This window comes from Polaribacter marinivivus, assembly GCF_042651285.1.
Taxonomy (GTDB): Bacteria; Bacteroidota; Bacteroidia; order Flavobacteriales; family Flavobacteriaceae; genus Polaribacter; species Polaribacter marinivivus.
The window spans coordinates 102,619-124,608 of the sequence record NZ_JBHSCY010000002.1; the positions used below are offsets into that span (position 1 = coordinate 102,619).

Here is a 21,990-nt window from a genome sequence, read left to right on the forward strand (position 1 = left end):
TAATAAATATTATATTGAAAAAATCTTTTGTAAATAGACGTTTTCAAAAATTACTTTTAGAAAAAGAATCGAATAGAATTGTAGATTTAGGTAAAATTAAAACTATAGGAATTATTTCTTCAGACGAAATTTCTAGATGGATTGATATAAAAAAAGAAGTTGATTCAATTTATAATACAGACGCTAAAATATTCAGTTTTTTATCTTCTACTAAAAACAAACCAGAAAATACACTTCATTTTTCAGAAAAAAGTTTTGGTTGGAAAGGTCAAATAAAAGAAGCTTCATTAAAAACTTTTTTAGAAGAGCCATTTGATTTACTTATAGGATATTTTAATAAAAAAAACTTGTATACAGAATTAGCAGTTTTACATTCTAATGCCAAATTTAAAGCAGGTATATCAAAGGTAAATCAACAGCTATATGATATTGAGATTAATGAGTATCCAAAAAATACAGTACGTTTTTTAACTGAATTAAAAAGATATTTAGAAATTCTGAATAAAATTTAAACTTCTAATTTAAATTTGTTTATTCTTAATTTACTTCAATAAATATCTTACAATTTTACTTTCAATTGTTGTAATTTTGCAACTTTAAAATAATAGATATGCAAAAATTTGTTGGTATGGGTGTTGCTTTAGTAACACCATTTAAAAAAGATTTAACAGTAGATTTTGAAGCCTTAAGAAAGTTAGTTCAGTTTAATATTGAAAACGGAACTGATTACTTGGTTATTAATGGTACAACAGGCGAAAGTGCTACCATTACAAAAGAAGAAAAACAACAAATTATAAATACTATAGTAGAGGTAAACAACAAAAGAGTTCCTTTAGTTTTAGGTGTAGGTGGTAATAATACTTTAGAGGTTGTTAAAGAATTACAAACTAGAGATTTATCAGAAATAGATGGAATTTTGTCTGTAGCTCCTTACTATAGTAAGCCTACTCAAGAAGGTTTTTATCAGCATTATAAGGCAATAGCAGAAGCTACAGAAAAACCTATTATTTTATATAATGTACCTGGTAGAACTGCTAAAAATATGGAGGCTTCAACAACTTTACGTTTGGCAAGAGATTTTAGTAATATAGTAGCTATTAAAGAAGCAGGTAACAATCAACAACAATATTACAGTTTGCTTAAAGATAAGCCAGAAGATTTTTTAATTATTTCGGGTGATGATGATTTAGCAATTGGAGTAACTTTGGCAGGGGGTTCAGGTGTGATTTCTGTCATAGGTCAGGCTTTTCCAGCAGAATTTTCAAAAATGATAAATTTAGCTTTAGAAGGTAAAAATACAGAAGCTTATAAAATTCACTATAAATTAATGGATATTGTAGATTATATTTTTGAAGAAAATAATCCTGCAGGTATAAAAACGGTTTTACAAGAATTAGGAGTTTGTAGCAACTATGTTAGATTACCATTAGTAAAAGCAACAACCCAATTATCCTCTAAAATAGCTAATTTTGTTAAGCATTTTTAAATCTTAACCTTAACAAACATTTAGTATCTTTTTACAAAAACTTTACTGTTTTTTATAGATTATTGTAAAATGATTTTATAGTAGAAAAAATCGTTTTAATAATCCATAATTAATTAGTAATTTTGCCCGATGCAAAAATTTAGAAATTTAGCGTATTTAGTAGTGTTCAGCTTTTTCTTGTTCTCTTGTGGAGAGTATCAAAAAGTATTGAATAAAGGTAGTGTTGATGAGCAATATAAAATGGCCGTAAAAATGTACGAATCCAAAAAATATGCTAAAGCATTACGTTTATTTGAAAAAATTACACCAGCTTTTAGAGGGAAACCTCAAATGGAACGTATTCAATTTATGGTAGCACAATCTAATTTTAACGAGAAAAACTATAGTCTTTCTGGTTATTATTTTGATCGCTTCACAAAAAATTACCCAAAAAGCTCTAAAAGAGAGGAAGCTGCATTTTTATCTGCTTACAGTTATAAATTAGCTTCACCTGTATTTAGTAAAGATCCTACAGATACCAACAAAGCATTAGAAGCTTATCAAACATTTATAAATGCTTATCCAGATTCAGATAAGATTGAAGAAGCAAATCAGCATTATAAAGAATTAAGATATAAATTACAGAAAAAATATTTCGAAATCGCAAAAGTATATTACACAACTGCAGATTACGATTTAAGAAATTACAAAGCAGCTATACAAGCTTTTGATAATTTATTAGGTGATTATTTAGGATCTGAATTTAAAGAAGAAGCTTTATACTATCGCTTAAAAGCAGCTCATGATTTCGTACTAAAAAGTACTGATAGAAGAAAGCCTGAAAGAATAAAAGATGCTATTGAAGCTTACGAAAAGTTAAAAAGAAACTATCCAGAATCTAAATATATGGAGGATTCTAACGAAATGTTAGCAACCTTACAAAGCGAAAAAGAAAGGATAGATAAAATAATTGATAAATTAAAAGAGTTAGATAAAGAGCCTGACACTAAAGAATAATACATTATGGATTATAAAGATACAAACGCAGCAGTAAGTACTATTACTTACAATAAAAATGAAATAGAAGCTCCAACACAGAACATCTATGAGGCTATTTCAATTATTGCTAAAAGAGCAAATCAAATCAATTCTGATCTTAAAAAAGAATTAGTAGACAAGCTTGATGAATTTGCTACTTACAATGATAGTTTAGAGGAAGTATTTGAAAATAAAGAACAAATAGAGGTTTCTAAGTTTTACGAGCGTTTACCAAAACCAACTGCAATTGCTGTAGAAGAATGGATTAATGGTAAAATCTATCATAGAAATCCAGAAACTGAATAAATGTCAGTTTTAAGCGGAAAAAAAATTCTACTAGGCATTACAGCAGGAATAGCCGCTTACAAAACAGCGAACTTAGTTCGTTTATATATAAAATTAGGCGCAGAAGTCAAAGTTATTATGACTCCTGCGTCTAAAGATTTTATAACACCTCTTACTCTTTCAACACTCTCCAAAAATCCTGTTCATTCTACTTTTTATGATAAAGAAGATGAGAATGAGGTTTGGAACAATCATGTAGATTTAGGTTTATGGGCAGATTATTTTATAATTGCTCCTGCAACTGCAAATACACTTTCTAAAATGGCAAATGGTGTTTGTGATAATCTATTATTAGCTACTTATTTATCTGCAAAATGTCCTGTCTATTTTGCTCCAGCAATGGATTTAGATATGTATAAACATCCTTCAACAAAAGCAAGTTTAGATAAATTAACAACTTTTGGAAATATTATGATACCTGCTACCTCTGGAGAATTAGCAAGTGGATTAGTAGGTGAAGGAAGAATGGCAGAACCAGAAGATATTGTTTCTTTTATGGAAAATGATATACTAGATAAAATGCCATTAAAAGGGAAAAAAATATTAATTACAGCTGGCCCAACTTATGAAGCTATAGATCCTGTTCGTTTTATAGGAAATCATTCTTCAGGAAAAATGGGATTTTCAATAGCTAAAGCTGCTGCTAATTTAGGAGCAGAGGTTATTTTAATAGCTGGTCCTTCACATCAAATAATAAATCATTCTTTAATACATAGAATAGATGTTGTTTCTGCAGAACAAATGTATACTGAAGCACATAATTATTTTAAAGAGGTTGATATTGCTATTTTATCTGCTGCTGTTGCAGATTATAAACCAAAAAATGTAGCAAATCAAAAAATAAAAAAGAATGATGATACGTTATCATTAGAATTAACAAAAACAAAAGATATTTTAGCTTCTTTAGGAAAAATTAAAAAACATCAATTTTTAGTTGGTTTTGCATTAGAAACTAATAACGAGATTGAAAACGCAAAGAACAAAATAAAACACAAGAATTTAGATGCTATTGTATTAAATTCTTTACAAGATAAAGGAGCTGGTTTTGCTACAAACACAAATAAAATTACTATTATTGATAAAGATTTTAATCAAAAACCTTTTCAGTTAAAATCTAAAGATGATGTTGCAAAAGATATCATGAATGAAATTATTCTAAAAATAAATGCGTAAACTATTTTTTCTTATTGGTTTATTATTTTCCTTATCAGGGATATCTCAAGAACTAAATTGTTTAGTAAATATTAATTATGAGCAAGTTGCTGGATCTAATAGACAGATTTTTCAGACTCTAGAAACAGCTCTGAAAGAGTTTATCAATCAAACAAAATGGACAAACAGAATTGTTAAACCAGAAGAAAGAGTAGACTGTGCTATGAATATTATTATCACTTCTAGAAATGATAATACTTTTGATGCAACTCTACAAGTTCAGTCTAACAGACCTGTCTACGGTTCTTCTTATACAACACCTGTCTTAAATTTAAAAGACAATGAGTTTACATTTAGATATAATGAGTTTGAACCTTTAATTTATAATAGAAACTCTTTTGATAGTAATTTGGTTTCTACTATAGTATTTTACGTCTATACAATTTTAGGAGTAGATGCAGATACTTTTTCTGAATTTGGTGGCGAAACTGAATTGAAAGAAGCAGAAAATGTAATGCTACAAGCGCAACAAAGTGGCCTAGCAACTTGGCAAAATGTTGTAGGTAAACAAAATCGTTTTTTATTGATAGATAATTTATTATCACCTAAACTTAAAACGTTTAGAAGTGTTATGTATAAATATCATATACAAGGTTTAGATAATTTTGCATCAAATAAAAATTTTGCAAAACAAACTATAGAAGATTCCATTATTTCTATGGAAAGCCTTTTTAATAAAACTGTTGGTAATTATTTAATTAGAGTCTTTTTTGATGCAAAAGCCGACGAAATTGTTAATATTTATTCAGAAGGTCCAAAGACAAGAAGAGGTACAAATATTGCAGAAACTCTAAAAAGGATTTCTTCAACTAATAATTCTAAATGGAGGAATATTGAATAACTAATTCTTTTAGTTTTCTAAAATTATTTCACTAATTTTATACTACAAAAATTAGTCATTTGCTTACTCAACTTTCTATAAAAAATTATGCTTTAATCAATGAATTAAAAATTGATTTTTCATCAGGTTTATCTATTATTACTGGAGAAACAGGAGCAGGTAAATCTATTTTATTAGGTGCACTAGGATTAGTATTAGGAAATAGAGCAGATTCTTCTACCTTAAAAGATAACTCAAAAAAATGTATAGTTGAAGCAAAAGTTTCTATTGCTAATTATAATCTAAGAGAATTTTTTGAAGAAGTCGATTTAGATTATGAAGACCATACAATTATTAGAAGAGAAATCTTACCTTCAGGTAAATCTAGAGCTTTTGTTAATGATACTCCTGTAAATTTATCTATTTTAAATGATCTAAGATCAAATTTAATAGATGTACATTCTCAACATCAAACATTATCATTATCAGATACAAATTTTCAATTTTCTGTAATTGATGCTTTAGCAAAAAATGCAAGTAAAATAGAAAGTTATAAAAAAGGCTTAATTAAACTTAAAAACCTAAAAAAACAATTAGAAGATTTAAAAACTTCTCAAAGAGAAGCCAATCAACAACATGATTATAACTTGCATTTATTTAATGAATTAAATGATACTAACTTAGAAATTGATGAACAAGAAATTCTAGAAGAGAAACTTGAGAAATTAAATAATATTGAGGATATAAAAATTAATTTATCTGAAGCATTAGAAATTTCTATAAATGAAGAAATTGGCTTACAAACTCTTTTAAATACCTTAGAAAATAGACTTTCTAAAATATCATCTTTTTCTAAAGAATATAAAGATTTATCTGATAGAATTACAAGCGTAAAAATAGAGTTAGATGATATAGTTTCTGAATTAGAAGATGAAAATGAAAATATTGAATTTAATCCTAATGAAGCAGAAGAGTTTAATGATAGATTACAGTTAATTTATAATTTACAAAAGAAGCATTATGTAAATTCAAACAAAGAGTTGCTGGAAATTTTAGAAGAATTATCAAATAAAATTATAGCAGTAGAAAGTTCAGAAGAAGTAATAAATCAAAAAGAATCAGAAATAAAAGAAGTTGAGCAAAAATTAAATGACTTAGCAGAAAAAATAAGTAAAGCTAGACAAAAAGTAATTCCTAGTTTGCAATCTGCTTTACAATCTTTATTATCAGATTTAGGCATGCAAAATGCTCGTTTTTCAATTAAAGTAAATCTTAAAGATTCTTATTTTTCAAATGGAAAAGACGAATTACAGTTTTTATTTTCAGCGAATAAAGGAGGTAGTTTTGGAGAATTAAAAAAAGTTGCTTCTGGGGGTGAATTATCTAGAATTATGTTGGCTATCAAAAAAATATTATCAGAAAACATAAGCTTACCCACAATAATTTTTGATGAAATAGATACAGGTGTGTCAGGAGAAATTTCTAATAAAATTGCAACAATAATGCAACAAATGAGTAAGCAAATGCAAGTAATAACTATTACACATTTACCTCAAATTGCAGCAAAAGGGAACAATCATTACAAAGTATATAAAGAAGATATTAATAATACAACTACTACAAACTTAAGGTTATTAAACCCAGATGAAAGAATTGTAGAAATTGCAGAAATGTTAAGTGGTAAAGAGTTTTCAGAAACAGCCATTACTCATGCAAAAGAGTTATTAAATTAATTTATCTTTGGCACATCAACAAAAAACAAACGACTAAAACTAATATCTAATAGTATGTATAATTTATTAAAAGGAAAAAGAGGAATTATTTTTGGAGCTTTAAACGAGCAATCTATAGCATGGAAAGTTGCAGAAAGAGCACATGAAGAAGGAGCTCAGTTTGTATTAACAAATGCACCAATTGCTTTAAGAATGGGTGAGTTAAATGCTTTAGCAGAAAAAACAGGTTCTCAAGTAATAGGAGCAGATGCAACTTCTATGGACGATTTAACTAATCTTGTTGAAAAATCTATGGAAATATTAGGAGGCAAAATTGATTTCGTTTTACATTCAATAGGGATGTCTGTAAATGTTAGAAAAGGAAAGCATTATACAGATCCAAAATACGATTTTACTACGAAAGGTTGGGATATTTCAGCGGTTTCTTTTCATAAAGTAATGAATGTTTTATACAACAAAAATGCCATGAGTGAGTGGGGTTCTATTGTTGCTTTAACATATATGGCAGCACAAAGAGTTTTTCCTGACTATAATGATATGGCTGATAACAAAGCATATTTAGAATCAATAGCACGTAGTTTTGGATACTTCTTTGGTAGAGATCATAAAGTTCGTGTAAATACCATCTCTCAATCACCAACACCAACTACAGCTGGTAGTGGAGTTAAAGGTTTTGATGGTTTTATAGAATATGCAGAAAAAATGAGTCCTTTAGGTAATGCAACAGCTTTAGAATGTGCAGACTATACAATTTCTTTGTTCTCTGATTTAACTAAAAAAGTAACTTTACAAAACTTATTTCATGATGGAGGATTCTCTAATATGGGGGTAAGTGATCCTGTAATGGATAAATTTGTAGATGAAGAATAGAAAATAAAATTAAATATTAAAATGCAAACCTTTTGGTTTGCATTTTTTGTTTAGATAGCTTTTTGTAGATTCGTTAAAAATATTTTTTTTGAAATTACATTTTTCCATAATCATTCCTGTTTATAATCGTCCACAAGAAATTGATGAGCTGTTAGATAGCTTAGTAAAACAAACTTTTACTCAAGATTTTGAAGTATTAATAATAGAAGATGGCTCAACAAATAAGAGTAAAAATGTATTCGAAAAATATCAAGAACAACTTAATGTAAAATATTTTTTTAAAGAAAATAGTGGAGCAGGAGCAAGTAGAAATTTTGGGATGCAAAAAGCCACTGGAAACTATTTTATCATTTTAGATTCAGATGTAATTGTACCTAAACAATATTTAGAATTTGTTTATCATCAACTTACAGAAAATTACACAGATGCTTTTGGTGGTCCAGATGCTGCACATCATAGTTTTACAGCTTTGCAGAAAGCGATTAATTATTCTATGACTTCTTTTTTAACCACAGGTGGAATTCGTGGTAAGAAAAAAGGTGTAGGTAAGTTTCAGTTACGAAGTTTTAATTTAGGGATTTCTAAAAAGGCATTTGAAGTAACTCAAGGCTTTTCAGCAATAAAAACAGGAGAAGATATTGATTTGACTTTTAGGTTATGGGAAAAAGGTTTTAAAACTCAATTAATTTCTGAAGCTTTTGTATATCATAAAAGAAGAAGTACAATAAAACAGTTTTTTAAACAAACCTATTCTTTTGGCACTGCAAGACCTATTTTAAATAAAAAATATCCAGAAAGTAGAAAAATCACTTTTTGGTTTCCTAGCTTATTTATTTTAGGGTTTGATGTTAGTATTCTGTTATTATTTTTTAAAGTAACAGAGTTGATTCAACTCTATCTTTTTTATTTTATAATTCTTTTTCTAGATTCCTTATTTAGAACACAAAAAATAAAAGTAGCTTTTTTAAGTATTATTACTTCATTTACACAGTTTTTAGGATATGGTTTGGGGTTTTTAGAAAGTCTAATTTTTAAAAATAAGTAAAAAGATTTCTATCTTTACTTTTTGTAAAATCATTAAGAAACAATAGATTAAAATATTTAAGAGTAGAGTTTATGAAGTTATTTTTTTCTAAAATATTATTTTTCTCAATAGCTATTTCTTTTTGGCACTCTCAATTGAATTCTCAAGTAATTTTTAAACACAATGAAACATTATCAGGATTAAGTGCACTAGCTGAAAATAATGGCGTTTCTGTTGCAGATTATGATGGAGATTTAGATTTAGATTTATTTGTAGTTTCTGTTTGGAAAGATGAGGAAGGTAAAGAAAGTACGCATAGTAAACTCTATAGAAATAATGGAAATGGCACTTTTACAGATGTCACTAAAGATTCTGGTTTAGAAAATTTACTTCCTTTTGATGAAGTAAGTGCCTCTTATGAAAATTTTTTGGGTTTAGAAGGATTTAAAAATGGTGCTTTTTGGGGAGATTATGATAATGATGGGTATCCAGATATATTTTTCACACATTTATCAAGAGTGCAATTATTTAGAAATCAAGGAGATGGAACTTTCGTTGATGTTACTGATGCATCAGGTATCATTGGTCAAAACGAATGCCAAAATATGGGTGCAGTTTGGTTTGATTTTAATAATGATAGTTATTTAGATATATATATTGCAGATTGGAAAGGCTGTAAGTCGAACACATTATATAAAAATAATGGAGATGGTACTTTTGAAGATGTAACCATTCAAATGAATTTAGAAACACCTGAGGGTACTACTAGTTATAACCCTTTTCCTTTTGATTTTAATAATGATGGTTGGATAGATCTCTATGTAACAAATGACTTTAGAGAGCCTAATCAATTATATATAAATAATGCTGGTCAATCCTTTTCAGAAAAAGCTTCAGAATACAATTTAAATTCTGAATTTAATGATATGGGAATTACTGTTGGAGATTTTAATAAAGATCAACAATTTGATTTTTATATTACAACAATAGCAAATAACGTACTTTATGAAGGTAAGTCTGATAATACTTTTCAGAATAAAGCAGTTGAATTTAGTTTAAAAGAAACAGGTTGGTCTTGGGGAACTAGATTTGCAGATTTTGATTTAGATGGTGATGAGGATTTAATAGTGGTTAATGGGTTTAAAAATTCATCACAAAAACAGTACATTAATTATTATTTTGAAAATAAATTTGCTAATAACTCTTCATCATTTTCTATTACAAACCAAAAAGGAATTGAAGAATCTACAATAAGTGTAGAAATTATAGATTTTGATTATGATTCAGATGGAGATTTGGATTTGATTATTACAAACTCAGACCGTAATTCTTTTTTTTATGAAAACACAACTATAGATGTATCAGATATAAATATTCTTAAATGGTATCAACTTTCATTACAAGGCACCATATCTAATAGAGATGCAATTGGTACAAAAATAACACTAACTACAGATAAAGATACTTTTATAAGATATTATAATGGTGTTGGTTTTTTAGGACAAAGTTTAAAACCTGTTCATTTTGGCCTTGAATATGCAACTAAAATAGAAGAATTAAAAATTGAATGGCCTTCTGGTCATATAGATGTTTATAATGATGTAGAGCTTAATTCTTTTGGTAAAGCTATAGAAAACACTTCTTATCAAAATTTAAATATTTCTCCAGTAGTAAAAGTATATGGCTGTACAGATCCTAATTCTTGCAATTACAATCCAAATGCAACAATTAATGATGGGTCTTGTGCATATGCAGAGGTTAGTTCATCAATTTCTGGTCCTTCAGAAGTTGGTTTTTTTTCTAATACAAATTATTCTTATAACTTAAATCAAGGGGATAGTATTAATTGGTCTGTAGAAGGAGGTGAGATAACATCAGGTCAAGGCAGTTCTTCAATATCTGTAAAATGGCATTTTGAAACTAAAGGAAAAGTAAGTGTTGTTGTTACTACTTCTCAATGTAAAAGTGAAGAAATATCACAAGATATAAATATTAATTTGGCAAATACAGCTTCAGATAAATCAATTGCAAGAATTTGGAATGAGGCATTATTAGAGGCAATAAGAGGCGATTTTGCGAGGCCAACTATACATGCTCGTAATTTGTTTCATACAAGTATAGCTATGTATGATGCATGGGCTATTTATAGTGATCAAGCATTACCATATTTAATTGGTAATACAGTAAAAGGTTTTTCAAGTCAACTAAACCAATTTCAACCAGAAGAAGACATAGAAACATCTAGAAAAAAAGCAATTAGTTATGCTTGTTATAGATTATTATCACATAGGTTCAAAAATTCACCAAGTGCAACAGCTATTCAAGAAAAACTTGTTTTTTTAATGAATGAATTGAATTATGATATTAATTTTACAGATGTTAATTATCAAAATGGAAATGCAGCAGCATTAGGTAACTTTATTGCAGAAACTATCATTAATTATGGCTTGCAAGATGGTTCTAGAGAATTACAAAATTATAATAATGAATATTATACTCCAATAAATAGTCCATTATCTCCAATAGTTTCAGGAAATCCTAGTATAACTGATCCTAACAGATGGCAATCTTTAAGTTTAAATACTTTTATAGATCAAAGTGGTAATTTAATTACAGGGGCTACAATTGATTTTTTAAGTCCAGAATGGGGTAATGTACTCACATTTGCAATGACAGATAATGATAAAAGTACCTATACTAGAGATGGTCATAATTACCATGTTTATCATGATCCACTTTCTCCACCATTTATAAATGCTTCAGAACAATCATTAAAAGATGCTTATAAAAAAGGGTTTGCACAAGTTTCTATATGGAGTAGTCATTTAGATGCTTCAGATGGTGTGGTTTGGGATATTTCACCAAAATCAATGGGTAATATTTCTATAAATGATATGCCAACTAATTTTTCAGATTATAATAACTTTTACAATTTAAAAGATGGTGGAGATATTGGAAAAGGATACTCATTAAATCCTAAAACGAATACTCCATATGAATCTCAAATGGTAAAAAGAGGAGATTATACAAGAGTATTAGCAGAGTTTTGGGCAGATGGCCCAGATTCAGAAACACCTCCAGGTCATTGGTTTACAATTTTAAATTATGTAAATGATCATGATTTATTAGTTAAAAAGCTAGAAGGAAAAAACGAGGTATTAGGTCATTTAGAATGGGATGTAAAATCGTATTTTCTTTTAGGTGGTGCCATGCATGATGCTGCTATTTCTGCTTGGAGTATAAAAGGTTGGTATGATTACATAAGACCTATTTCAGCAATTCGTTATATGGCAGATTTGGGGCAAAGCTCAGACAGTTCATTGCCTAATTATCATCCAGATGGAATTCTTTTAGAACCAGGATTTATTGAATTAGTAACTGCAGAAGATCCTTTAGCTTTTAGAAAACCTGAAAATATTGGAAAAATTAAATTATATACATGGCAAGGTCATGATTTTATTAATAATACAGAAACTGATGAAGCTGGAGTAGATTGGATTCTTGCAGAAAATTGGTGGCCATACCAAAGGCCTAGTTTTGTAACACCTCCTTTTGCTGGTTATGTTTCTGGTCATTCAACTTTTTCTAGAGCAGCAGCAGAAGTTTTAACACTCTTAACAGGAGACGCTTTTTTTCCTGGAGGATTAGGTGAATTCGTAGCAAAAAAGAATGAGTTTTTAGTTTTCGAAGAAGGCCCTTCAGAAGACATAATTTTACAATGGGCAACCTATAGAGATGCCTCAGATCAATGCAGTTTGTCTAGAATTTGGGGTGGTATTCATCCTCCTGCAGATGATATTCCAGGACGATTAATTGGAGAAAAAGTTGGTAAAAATGCTTTTAGTTTTGGTGTGCCTTATTTTAGTAAAAAAACACTTTCTACAAATGATTACTTCAATCAAAGTAGTAGTATTTTGTACCCTAACCCAGTTTCAAATTCTAAAGAGATTAAAGTTTTAAATACTAATGCTGATGATTTTTTCTATTTAACAGATATTAATGGAAGAAAATTTTCTATTCATTATCAAACTGAAGCAAATACTACTAAAATTAATTTGGGAGATATAGCAGTAGGTGTTTATATTTTAGTAAAAAACAATAAAGAAAGATTTAAGTTAATTGTAAATTAAACCTAGTAATTTAATTGGTTTAAAGATTTAATTTTAAAATCTACTTCTTCATTTTTGTGTGAATTAAAGAAGATTATTTTTTCTTGATTCGGAATTAAATCAAAATAATTGTCTGAAAAATATCCTTCTTGTTTTGAAAAAAGAAATACATCTTTTTGCAAAACATCACTTTTTAAAATAATTTGAATTCCCTCTTTAGTTTTTTTAATTTTTTGTTGAATTTCTCCTTTTGGAAGTGCTAAGTTTTTTGGTTTGTCAAAAAAGTAAGTTGATTTCGATTTACCAAATTCAATTAAATATACATAACCCGCTTTATAAATATCTACTTGAGGAATGTGATATATTTTTTCACTTGAATTTGGTTGTATTGTAATAACTTTAGAATTAGACCAAATTTCTTTCCCATAAAAATCTATAATTTTTAATTGTAAAGTATCATTAAGCTCTTTAAATGAATCATTTATAATATAGGTGTCATAATCATATTTAGAAGCAACAGTAGAAATTAATACATTTTCATAAGCTTTTTTTGCTTTGTAGTGTAGTGCTTTCCAATTACCAAAATAATCTATTGAAGACCAAGAAATCGCTGGCCAACAATCATTGAGCTGCCAGAATAAAGTACCCATGTTATATGGTTTTGCTCTTCTTTGAGCTTCTATACCCATTACTATTCCTTTAGCTTGTAATAACTGACTTACATACACATAATCTTCATCATTAGCTGGAATTTTATAATCACGAGCCATGTATTCATCAATTAATTGAAAACCTCTAGTATGTTTTTGATGTGATTTTATAGCAACATTTTGTAGAATAATACTATCTTTTTGATTGATGTAGTTTATAACCTCATAACTTGGAAAAGACTGAAAACCAAATTCACTCATAAATCTTGGAACATTATTTTGTAAATGTTCAAAAGGATAAGCATCATGCCAAATCCACCAATCATGTGCATCTCCTTCTGTTTTATATTTTGGATTTCCTCGTCCGTATTTAGGAGAAGTTTCCCAATAGTTCGTTGTTGAATTTTGGTGAACAATATTGGGTAGAATTGAATCAAAAACTGCTAAATAATCACTCCAAATTTCTTCTTTCTCTGTTGATGTTCTATTGGCTTGCCAACCCCAACGTTTCCAACCTTCAGAATTTTCGTTATTTCCACACCATAAAGCAATTGAAGCATGATTTCGTAAACGTTTTACTTGCTGTTCTGCCTCTTCTTTTACGTTCGCTAAAAATTCGCTATCTCCAGGATACATAGCACAAGCAAACATAAAATCTTGCCAAACTAAAATCCCTTTTTTATCACATAAATCATAAAAAATATCATTTTCATAAATACCTCCTCCCCAAACTCGTAACATGTTCATATTTGCATCAACAGCATCAGATATTAATTTTATATAATGTTGATTTGTGACGTTATTTTGAAAACTATTTTGAGGAATATAATTGGCACCTTTTATATAAATAGGTTTTCCATTCAATTTAAAATAAAATGATTCTCCAATACTATCTTTTTCGTTAATGAGTTTTATATCTCGAATGCCATATTTAGAAGAAATGCTATCCAAAATGACATCATTTTTTTTAACAACTACTTTTATATCATATAAATAGGGTTCTCCTAAATTATGTGTCCACCATATTTTTGGGTTTTTGATAATAATAGGGATTTCTGGTTTTTCAGGATGCACTGGTTGTAATACATCATTTACATAAACATAGTATTTTACAAAACCAATATTAGACACCTTATCTTCTATGTAAACAGATATGTTGGCTAATGAATCTGTAATAGAATTTTTTTTGATATAGATGTTCTCAATTTTATAATTATCCCAAGCATCAATAGAAACATCTTTCCAAATACCAATTCCATTTAGTTTGGGTCCCCAATCCCAACCATATTGAAATTGTGCTTTTCTTGTATAAACTCTTTTACCTTCAGGTAATTTGTAAGGGTTTTTCTGCTCTTTTTTTGTTTCTATTTCATCAAAATTTTTGAAGATTACTTTGAGTTCATTTTCAGGTTTTACATTTTTTTTGATGTTAAAAGACCATGTTCTAAAAGCGTTATTAGTACTACCTAATAATGAATCATTTATATAAATTGAAGCATACGTATCTAATCCATCAAATTTGAGTTCAATATTTTTTTTGTTCAATATTTCTTCTGTAAGTGTAAATGATGTTTTGTATTCCCAATCTTTTTTAGACACCCATTGCACACTATCTTCATTTGTTTTTATAAATGGATTTTTAATTATTTTATGAGACAATAAATCTGTAAAAACATTTCCTGGAATAGAAGCTTTTTGCCATTTTAAGGTATCTACTCCTTTAAAATACCAGTTTTTATTTAAAGAAATTTTTATAGGTAGATCAGTTTTAGGTTGACAATTAAAAAAAATAAGAGCTAATAAAATGAATAATAAATTACGCATTTTTAATTTGATTTAAGATTTCTTTTATTGTTCTAATATCTGATATTGTTTGATTTGTACCATCAAAAAAGACAGTATTCTTTTTTAAATTTTTTGACGCTGATGTATGAATTTCGGTAAAACCAGCTTGTTTAAATAAGCCAATATTTTCGTTGTTAATTCCACTGCCAGGAAGTATTATTAATTTGTCTTTAGCTATGTCTTTGAGTTGTTTTAGTAAACCTAATCCATCTAAAGCTTTATTTTTTTGACCAGAAGTTAAAATTCTGTCAACACCTAAATTCATTAAAGTTTCTAAAGATTTTAAAGGATCTATAACACAATCAAAAGCTCTATGAAATGTAAATGATAATGGTTTAGAAAGTGCTATTAACTCTTGTGTTTTTTTTTCATCTATAGAATTATCAGCATTTAAAACTCCAGAAACTATACCTTGAAAACCAAGTTTTTTGCAAAGTTCAATGTTAGCTTTCATTTGTAGAAACTCTTCATCAGTATAATAAAAATCACCACTTCTAGGTCTTATTAAGACATGAACAGGAATTGTTACTTGTTCAACAACTTGTAGTAATAGACCATAAGAAGGTGTAAGTCCGCCAACAGATAATTCCGAACACAATTCAATTCTGTCAGCACCAGCATTTTGAGCATTTATTGCAGATTGATATGAATTTGCACAGATTTCTAAAAGCATATTATTCCACAATTATTTCATCAATAAATGTCCAAGCTTTAAAACCAGCACCTTGTCTACCTTCTGGAATTATCCCATAATTAGGAATTCTTATTGATAGATTTTTTATATTTTTTTCATCAAAAGATTCTTTAAAATTCACTAATAATTCGCCATAGTTTTCAACAGGAAATTTTATTTCTTCTTTATTATTAAAACTAATGTATAAAGATTCTGGTGCGTAAATCCATTGACCATTTCCATTATGGAATCTTGTAGTTATTGTTTTAATATTTTCTGGTTTGTTAAAATCAATTGTAATTAAAATATCTTCACCAGAAAAACCAAGCCATTCTTTATCTCCAAATCTTTTGTTATTTCCAGATATACCATTAATTAATGCTTCTTTTCCACCTGAATTATAACTTTTGTGTGGAGCAACATTTATTGTAATTTTTGAACCAACAGCTTTATGTAAGTTGATGTTCTGTGTAAAGGTTTGCCCTAATTTTTGTTTATTTTTATCAAATACACCTGCTTTTATGGTTGTTGTATTTGTTATTAGTATTGGCTCTTTATACTCAATGTTCATATTTTCATCAGATAAAGAATAGTAAATTTTTTGATCAGTAATATTAGATAATTCGTAAAGAATTTTATTATTCTTATTTACTAGATTACCTTTTAAATCATAAATATGATTAGCGTATTTTACATCTTTTGCATCTAAATATTTGAAGAAATATGTAAGTCTGTCTATAAAATCTTTATAATTTTTGTTTTCTTTTTTTGACCAAACTACCTCACTTAAAGCTACAGCTCTAGGAAAAGCCATGTATTCTACTTTTTCTGGTGTTGTTATATACTCTGTCCAAACATTTCCTTGAGCTCCTAAAACATATTTTGCTTCTTTTTTACTTAATTCTTTTGGTATTGGTTCAAAACTATACACTTTTTCAAGAGGAAGAAAACCTCCAATAGCTAAAGGTTCGTTTTCGTTATCAGACTGATAATGATCAAAATAGCAATGAGAACCTGGAGTTAAAATGACATCATGTTTTTGTTTGGCAGCCTCTACAGCACCATTAGTACCTCTCCAAGACATTACAGTTGCATTAGGTGCTAAACCACCTTCTAGAATTTCATCCCAACCTATAATTTTTTTTCCTTTAGAGTTAATATATTTTTCCATTCGAGTAATAAAATAACTCTGTAATTCGTGTTCGTCTTTTAACCCCTCTTTTTTGATTAAGTTTTGACAATGACCACAGTTTTTCCATCTTGTTTTTGGAGCTTCATCTCCTCCAATATGAATGTATTTACCTGGAAATAATTCAACAACTTCATCGATTACATTTTCTAAAAATTGAAATGTGGTTTCTTTTGGGCAATATACTTCATCAAAAACTCCCCATTTTGTAGCTACTTTTACTTGTTTTCCTGTACAACCCAATTCTGGATAAGCAGCAATTGCTGCTTGCGAATGACCTGGCATTTCAATTTCTGGAATAACTGAAATTTGTCTATCGCTCGCATATTTTACAATGTCTTTTATTTCTTCTTGAGTGTAGTATCCGCCATATTTTTTTCCATCAAATTGATGTGGGATATCTGAATAATGTCCGATTAAAGTTTCATCTCTAAAAGCTGCTATTTCTTGTAATTTTGGATATTTTTTAATTTCAATTCTCCAACCTTGATCTTCTGTTAAATGCCAATGAAAGGTATTCATTTTTAACATGGCCATTAAGTCAAGATATTTTTTAATAAAATTAACAGAGAAAAAATGACGAGATACATCTAAATGCATACCTCTGTATGAAAATCTTGGGGCATCTTTAATAGCGACACAGGGTATAGCAATAGAGGTCTTATTTGTCTCAAAAGGCATTAATTGTAATAGACTTTGTACACCATAAAATGCGCCTTTTTTCGTTTTAGCACTTATGATAATAAAATTTTCAGTGATATCTAATTCGTAAGATTCTTCATTAATTAATTCTTCATCTTTCTCAAAAATTATATGACCTCCATTGTCTTTTGGCAGATTAATTTCAAATTTCTCTAATACATAATTCTTAAAATATTCAGAAACTTCTTTAAATTCTTCATCTACTGATATAATAGAATTTTCATTTAAAATAAAAGTTCCTTCATTAATTTTTAAATGATTAGGCTTAGGAATTATTTTAACTGCAACTGGTTTACTAGTGTTTGAAGTACACCCTAAAAAAAATGTAATTAATAGTAATTTAAAATAAAGTTGAATTTTCATTTTAGTATATTGTGAGCATAAATGTAACATCTATTTTAATGAAATTTAAATTTATCCTTTATTTTATTACAATATCTTTAATTATTTCCTGCAATTCACGTTCTAAAATTTTACCAGCTCAAAAAGATCAAGCATTAATTTCTTACGTAAATCCTTTTATAGGTACAGGTGGTCATGGACATACGTATCCAGGAGCAACAATGCCTTTTGGTATGATGCAATTAAGTCCAGATACACGTTTAGATGGTTGGGATGGATGTTCTGGATATCATTATTCAGATGATGAAATTTATGGATTTTCTCACACACATTTAAGTGGAACAGGAGTATCTGATTATGGAGATATTTTATTAATGCCAACAACTAAAGCCATTTTTAATAATGGAGCTGATGGAAAAGAAGGCTATAAATCTAAATTTTCTCACGATAAAGAAATAGCTGAACCTGGTTATTATAAAGTTCATTTAGACGATACTAATATTGATGTAGAGTTAACAGTTTCTAAACGAAGTGGTATTCATAAATATTCTTTTAATGAAACACAACTAGATTATATCATTTTAGATTTAGAACATAGAGATCAATTATTAGCTCATCAAATAGAGCAAGTTTCACCAACTGTTATTCAAGGCTTTAGACACTCTAAAGCTTGGGCAACTAATCAGAAACTGTTTTTTTATATAGAGCTTTCTCATGAGGTATTGTTACAATATCCAGCCTCAAAAAATCCTACAAAAACAGCTATGTCTATTCATAATCCTAAGAATGAGTCTGTTTATGTAAAAATAGGAATTTCTGCTGTTGATATTGAAGGAGCAAAGAAAAACTTATATGAAGAAATTGGAGATAAAACTTTTGATGAAGTAAAAAAAGCAGCACAAGAAACTTGGGAAAATCAATTAGAGAAAATTGTAATAGAAGATAAAAATGAAGACAATAAAGTCAATTTTTATACTGCTATGTATCATGCTATGATTGCTCCAAACTTGTATCAAGATATAGATGGAAGATATAGAGGAATGGATTTAGAAATTCATAAAACGAATGATTTTGACTATTATACTGTTTTTTCACTTTGGGATACCTATAGAGCTGCACATCCTTTGTATACAATTATAGAACAAGATAGAACCAATGATTTTATCAATACTTTTTTAGCAAAATATGATGAAGGTGGTATCATGCCTATTTGGGATTTATCTGCTTGTTATACAGGTTGTATGATTGGATATCATGCTGTACCAGTAATTGCTGATGCCTATTTAAAAGGAATTAAAAATTACGATACAGAAAAAGCTTTGCAAGCAATGATACATTCTGCAACAAGAGATAAATTAGGTTTAGAAAGTTATAAAAATTATGGATTTATTCCTGTTGAAAAGGAATCTGAATCTGTTTCTAAAACTTTAGAATATGCATATGATGATTGGACTATTGCACAAATGGCAAAAGCCATGGATAAGAAAGAAGTTTATAAAACCTATTCAGAAAGAGCCCAATATTACAAGAATGTGTTTGACCCATCATCACAATTTATGAGAGGACGTTTTAGAAATACTTGGTTTGCACCTTTTGATCCATATGAAGTGAATTTTAATTATACTGAAGCCAATTCTTGGCAATACAGTTTTTATGTACCACAAGATATTTCTGGTTTTATGGATTTATTAGGAGGTAAAAAAGCGTTAGAAAATCAATTAGATAAATTGTTTATTGCAAAAAATGAAACTTCTGGAAGAAATCAAGCAGATATTACAGGTTTAATTGGGCAATATGCACATGGTAATGAACCTAGTCATCACATGGCTTATTTATATAATTTTGTGAATAAACCTTATAAAACTCAAGAAAAAGTACATCAAATACTAACTGAATTGTATACCAATTATCCAGATGGAATTTCTGGAAATGAAGATTGTGGACAAATGAGTGCTTGGTATATTTTTTCTTCTTTAGGGTTTTATCCTGTAACTCCTGCTAATAATCAATATATTATTGGTAGTCCATTATTTAATAAAGCAACTATTAATTTAGAAAACGGTAAAACGTTTACTGTAGAAATGGTTTACAAATCAGAAGAAAATATTTACATAAAATCAGCCAAATTAAATGGTAAAAATTATGAGTATTCCTACATCAATCATAATGATATTATAAATGGAGGAACACTTGTTTTTGAGATGACTAACAAGCCTTCAAATTGGGGTACTAAAGATGAGTTTATTCCTTCAACTTCCATAAAAGATCACAAAATAGTTCCTGCACCTTTTATTGCAAAAGGAGACATTGCTTTTAAAGAAAGTACAGAAGTTGAACTGAAATCTGTAGATGCAGCAGCAAACATTTATTTTTCTTTGGGTGATGAATACAAGAAATATAGCAATCCTATTATAATTTCAGAAAAAGCTACTTTACAAGTCTATGCTGAAAAAAATGGGGTGAAAAGCGCTGTTATTACTACAGATTTTTATAAGATAAACCCTAATGTTACCATAAAATTAGAGACCAAATATGCCAATCAATACAATGCAGGTGGAAATAATGCCTTAATTGATGGAATAACAGGTACAGAAGATTTTAGAACAGGTACTTGGCAAGGATATTGGAATGAAGATGTAATAGCAACTGTAGATTTGGGAAGTATACAGGAAATTAAAGAAGTATCAATTAATTTTTTAAGAGATCAACGTAGTTGGATATTTTTACCTACCCAAGTTGATATTTATCATTCTAAAGATGGAAAATCATTTACAAAAATTAAAAATTGGAAAGCTCCTAAACCTTTTAATACAGATGAAGTTGAATTGACAACAGTTTCCATAAATAATAATCTAACAACAAGATATATAAAAGTAGTTGCTAAAAAATTAGGTGAACTTCCAAAATGGCATTTGGGTTATCCTCATGATGGAAGAAGCTGGATTTTTATTGATGAAATACAAATAAAATAAGAAAAATGAAAAGAAGAAATTTTATAAAAAAAGCGTCAGTAACTGGTTTAGGATTGGTAGCTGCATCATCATTATTAAGTTGTAAAGAAGACAAAGAAAAAACTGTGCCAGCCTTAACTAAATCAGCTATAAAACCTTTAGTGATTGCAACTTGGAAAACAGACTTAGCAGTTGAAACTGCAGCTAAAGTTTTAGAAGATGGAGGTAATGCTTTAGATGCTGTAGAACAAGGTTGTAGAATAGAAGAAGCTAATGAAAAAGGACAATCTGTAGGTAAAGGAGGATTACCTGATAGAGATGGAGATGTGACTTTAGATGCTTGTATTATGGATTCAAAAGGAAATTATGGAGCTGTTTTAGGCGTAAAAGAAATTAAACATGTAATTTCTGTAGCTAGAAAAGTAATGGAAGATACACCTCATGTGATGTTAGTAGGGGAAGGAGCTAAGAAATTCGCCATTTCAAAAGGATTTGAACCAGAAAATTTATTAACAGAAGCTTCTAAAAAAGCATGGGAAAAATGGAAAGAAAAGTCAGAATACAAACCGATTATTAATATAGAAAACCATGATACTATAGGTATGTTAGCGATTGACAAAAATGGAGATATTTCTGGTGCTTGTACCACAAGTGGATTGGCTTATAAAATGGCTGGTAGAGTAGGAGACTCACCTATAATTGGTGGTGGCTTGTTTGTAGATAATGAAGTTGGTGGTGCCTCTGCAACAGGTTTAGGTGAAGAAGTTTTAAAAACAGTTGGTAGTTTTTTAATTGTAGAATTAATGCGTCAAGGTAAATCTCCTCAAGAAGCTTGTGAAGAAGCTATTGGAAGAATTGTAAATAAGCCAGGTAAAAATTTTAAAGATTTTCAAGTTGGCTATATTGCAGTAAATAAACAAGGAGAAACAGGTGCTTATTCTATTCATGAATGGTTTAGTTATAACATTTATAAAAACAAAGAAAACAAAAATATAAAATCAGATTTTTATAATAAAGCTTAA

General features: G+C 28.7%; 15 protein-coding genes. 12 read left to right on the top strand and 3 right to left on the bottom strand.

Translation table 11 applies throughout. The features are described 5' to 3' along the window. Positions 1–14 precede the first annotated feature (14 nt). The 10 genes from ACFOWD_RS08525 (at position 15) to ACFOWD_RS08570 (ending at position 12,637) form a co-directional block, all read left to right on the top strand. Positions 15–512, top strand: coding sequence for a DUF6913 domain-containing protein (locus ACFOWD_RS08525; protein WP_377409779.1), 498 nt, complete (start codon positions 15–17; stop codon positions 510–512). 98 nt (positions 513–610) lie between these two features. Next, on the top strand, positions 611–1,486 hold the full coding sequence (dapA, locus tag ACFOWD_RS08530) for a 4-hydroxy-tetrahydrodipicolinate synthase (RefSeq protein WP_377409781.1): 876 nt from the start codon (positions 611–613) through the stop codon (positions 1,484–1,486). Positions 1,487–1,615: 129 nt separating this feature from the next. Continuing rightward, entirely contained in the window at positions 1,616–2,482 is an 867-nt protein-coding gene (locus ACFOWD_RS08535; RefSeq protein WP_377409783.1) for an outer membrane protein assembly factor BamD, read from the top strand. Positions 2,483–2,488: 6 nt separating this feature from the next. Beyond that, positions 2,489–2,809: a DNA-directed RNA polymerase subunit omega gene (locus ACFOWD_RS08540; protein ID WP_298993823.1), complete on the top strand. Its 321-nt coding sequence runs from the start codon at positions 2,489–2,491 to the stop codon at positions 2,807–2,809. Next, positions 2,810–4,021: a bifunctional phosphopantothenoylcysteine decarboxylase/phosphopantothenate--cysteine ligase CoaBC gene (gene coaBC / locus ACFOWD_RS08545; RefSeq protein ID WP_377409786.1), complete on the top strand. Its 1,212-nt coding sequence runs from the start codon at positions 2,810–2,812 to the stop codon at positions 4,019–4,021. Next, positions 4,014–4,901, top strand: coding sequence for a type IX secretion system protein PorD (gene porD, locus ACFOWD_RS08550; protein WP_377409788.1), 888 nt, complete (start codon positions 4,014–4,016; stop codon positions 4,899–4,901). Before coaBC ends, porD begins: the two co-directional genes overlap by 8 nt. 59 nt (positions 4,902–4,960) lie before the next feature. Then, positions 4,961–6,613, top strand: coding sequence for a DNA repair protein RecN (gene recN / locus ACFOWD_RS08555; protein ID WP_377409789.1), 1,653 nt, complete (start codon positions 4,961–4,963; stop codon positions 6,611–6,613). Between the two features lie 54 nt (positions 6,614–6,667). Further along, positions 6,668–7,483: an enoyl-ACP reductase FabI gene (locus ACFOWD_RS08560; RefSeq protein WP_377409791.1), complete on the top strand. Its 816-nt coding sequence runs from the start codon at positions 6,668–6,670 to the stop codon at positions 7,481–7,483. 88 nt (positions 7,484–7,571) lie between these two features. After that, positions 7,572–8,528: a glycosyltransferase gene (locus ACFOWD_RS08565; protein WP_377409793.1), complete on the top strand. Its 957-nt coding sequence runs from the start codon at positions 7,572–7,574 to the stop codon at positions 8,526–8,528. Between the two features lie 71 nt (positions 8,529–8,599). After that, a complete protein-coding gene (locus ACFOWD_RS08570; protein WP_377409795.1) occupies positions 8,600–12,637 on the top strand; it encodes an FG-GAP-like repeat-containing protein in 4,038 nt (1,345 codons plus the stop codon). 2 nt (positions 12,638–12,639) lie between these two features. Here ACFOWD_RS08570 and ACFOWD_RS08575 read toward each other — a convergent pair whose 3' ends face one another. The 3 genes from ACFOWD_RS08575 to ACFOWD_RS08585 are packed head-to-tail and all read right to left on the bottom strand — an operon-like array spanning position 12,640 to position 18,038. Continuing rightward, positions 12,640–15,090, bottom strand: coding sequence for a beta-mannosidase (locus tag ACFOWD_RS08575; RefSeq protein ID WP_377409797.1), 2,451 nt, complete (start codon positions 15,088–15,090; stop codon positions 12,640–12,642). Continuing rightward, positions 15,083–15,784, bottom strand: a complete 702-nt coding sequence (locus ACFOWD_RS08580) for a copper homeostasis protein CutC (RefSeq protein ID WP_377409799.1) — start codon at positions 15,782–15,784, stop codon at positions 15,083–15,085. Before ACFOWD_RS08580 ends, ACFOWD_RS08575 begins: the two co-directional genes overlap by 8 nt. A gap of 1 nt (position 15,785) precedes the next feature. After that, the gene (locus ACFOWD_RS08585) at positions 15,786–18,038 is read right to left on the bottom strand and encodes a beta-N-acetylhexosaminidase (protein ID WP_377409801.1); all 2,253 of its coding nucleotides are present in this window, start codon (positions 18,036–18,038) and stop codon (positions 15,786–15,788) included. A gap of 38 nt (positions 18,039–18,076) precedes the next feature. Here ACFOWD_RS08585 and ACFOWD_RS08590 point away from each other — a divergent pair, with 38 nt between their 5' ends. Both ACFOWD_RS08590 and ACFOWD_RS08595 read left to right on the top strand, forming a co-directional pair. Then, complete coding sequence (locus tag ACFOWD_RS08590) at positions 18,077–20,989, top strand: GH92 family glycosyl hydrolase (RefSeq protein WP_377409803.1); 2,913 nt, start codon at positions 18,077–18,079, stop codon at positions 20,987–20,989. 5 nt (positions 20,990–20,994) lie between these two features. Next, positions 20,995–21,990 (top strand): isoaspartyl peptidase/L-asparaginase family protein, encoded by a 996-nt coding sequence (locus ACFOWD_RS08595; protein ID WP_377409805.1) that lies wholly within the window; start codon positions 20,995–20,997, stop codon positions 21,988–21,990.